Below are 2,204 nucleotides of genomic sequence, written 5' to 3'. Positions count from 1 at the left end.
CACATGCACATACTGTCGGTATTGGTGCTCATACACACTCAGTCGGTATTGGTGCTCACACCCATACAGTCGCTTTAGGTTCGCACAGCCACGGTGTTACAGTTAACGCAACTGGTAACACAGAAAACACTGTTAAGAACGTTGCATTCAACTATATTGTGAGGGCTGCTTAATGTCTTTTGAAATGAGTAATGAAGACCAGACTGTAACCGTGTACGACTACTCCAATGATACGGGCGAATATGTGGGAACCCGTGAAGCGTATGTGGTGGCCAACACAGGACTTCCAGCATGTTGTACTGATGTGGAGCCTCCAGTGGCTCCAGAAAATCATGTGGCAGTATTTAGACCGGAAAGTCAGGTATGGATCCTGCGTGAAGATCACAGAGGAAAAGTCGTATACGATAAAGATACAGGACTTCCTTTAGTGATAACCACAATTGGATCTCTTCCGGATAATGTAACCTATATTGCTCCCGATGGTGAACACATGAAGTGGAACGGTGATATGTGGGTAAACGATCCGGACGCACAACATGCTAAGTCGGTTGCGGATGCAGCACAACACAAAACAGATCTTCTTAACTTAGCGGATTATAAAATCAGTATTCTGCAAGATGCTGTGACTTATAATCTAGCTACGGACGAAGAAAGTTCGATGCTGGAATCATGGAGAAAGTTTCGTGTACTTGTTAACCGTATAAACGAAAATGATCCACAGAATATTATCTGGCCTGAGTCTCCAGAATAAGCAGAGGCAGCATACGGCATTTTAGGGCATTTTATTGTGGGCCAGTACAAATGTATTGGCCCACATTTTATTAAGCGGCGTATGCGAGTTTTTCCAGCAATTTTTCCGCTTTAGCTATGTACACTTCGTGGTTGAGATCTGGCGGTAACTGGTCAGTGAGTTCCATCATTGGTTTACCCCCTGCTGTCTTACCGACACGGCCCCCACTCTTGACTATCAGTATTTCAGGTACTTCTTCTTTTGTATAGTACCAGCGAACAACCTTACCTAACGGCTCACTATTCCACGCAGCTCCACCATTAGCTGTCTTGATACAAACAAACTTACGAATATCCTGACACTCTGTGATAGTTTTGGCAATTGGTGTACCGTCACGAAGCAGATTAACAACTGCATCCATAATGATCTCACCTTCTGCGTTTTTAGCAAGACCTGTCTCCGCGAACCAACCTTTACGCTTGGCTTTACCATCTGCTTTGATTGCGACGTAATTGTTAACGTTTGCAGAGTTAAGGCGCAGGTACTGGTTCAACTCCATTTCAAAGCCAGTTGTTTCTTCCCACCACTTAATGATATCAGTCATTAATTGCTTCTTAGCTTTGCAAGGCTTAATAACAATACCGTCCGTGTTAGCACTGACGACCTGAATACCGTTAAGCTCCAGTGTTTCAATGAGCATAAGCAGAGCTAACTGACCTGTCAATGTGGTCTGAATAATAAGATGCGGTGCATACAGAATAGAGAACGGTGAACCAAACTTACCATAAGAACCGTTAATAACGATCTTAAGAGTTTGTGCAGTCTTATCGTCATGAGCCATCTTAGCTGCAATACGTCGTTCTACGATCTTAACGAAGATATCTATAAAGCGTGGGCCCAGGTGCTCAGGATACAGTTGCTGGTTAATGATACAGATCGGGTAGTATGACGTTACATCAGCATCCCACATCTCTTCATCTTCAGATGGTACAATCTCCATTAACTCTTCGCAGGAGTGCAGACCACCGATACCCATGTTGTAGGTTGTCTGATTGATTGTAAACTTCAAAGAGTTCATTGTAGATGGTTGCTTAATTTTACCATCTTCTGCAACTCGGAAGTAACTATCAAGCACGACCTGAAATACAGACTTCATTAGTGGAGTTTGGAAACCTAACCACACTGGAGGATTGTACCTAAAGGTTCTACCAACTTCTACCATCCCTTTCTGTGGTACGAATCCAAGCATTTCCTTCATTTCGTGACGGATTACAGCTTCTGCAATCTGTGCATCGGATTTAGAGCGAAGGTCCACTTTATACTCTTCACTCATAATCTCACGTAGATGGATCTGTTCTTCCAGGGAGTTAAACAGAGCCATTGTTGTATCAAGGTCGTTAATGCAGTAGAAGCGCACAATAGCAATTTGTTCTACGGATAACGCCCAATGTGGTGGGAATGGTAAGTCCTGGAG

The 2,204-nt window shown here is 43.6% G+C and carries 3 protein-coding genes; 2 read left to right on the top strand and 1 reads right to left on the bottom strand.

From position 1 onward, the window contains the following. Nucleotides 1-173, top strand: a 173-nt coding sequence (locus tag BM613_RS14310; protein ID WP_425450702.1) for a hypothetical protein, incomplete at its 5' end; no start/stop codon positions are given. Further along, nucleotides 173-751: a tail fiber assembly protein gene (locus BM613_RS14305; protein WP_181363207.1), complete on the top strand. Its 579-nt coding sequence runs from the start codon at nt 173-175 to the stop codon at nt 749-751. The genes BM613_RS14310 and BM613_RS14305, both read left to right, overlap by 1 nt. Nucleotides 752-821: 70 nt before the next feature. Here the strand turns inward: BM613_RS14305 and BM613_RS15265 are convergent. Further along, nucleotides 822-2,204, bottom strand: a 1,383-nt coding sequence (locus BM613_RS15265) for a hypothetical protein (RefSeq protein WP_109431830.1), incomplete at its 5' end; no start/stop codon positions are given.

It is taken from the genome of Sulfoacidibacillus thermotolerans, from assembly GCF_003144315.1.
GTDB lineage: Bacteria > Bacillota > Bacilli > Alicyclobacillales > SLC66 > Sulfoacidibacillus > Sulfoacidibacillus thermotolerans.
The sequence above is the reverse complement of the archived record's forward strand: the minus strand, read 5'-3'. Positions and strand labels throughout refer to the sequence as shown.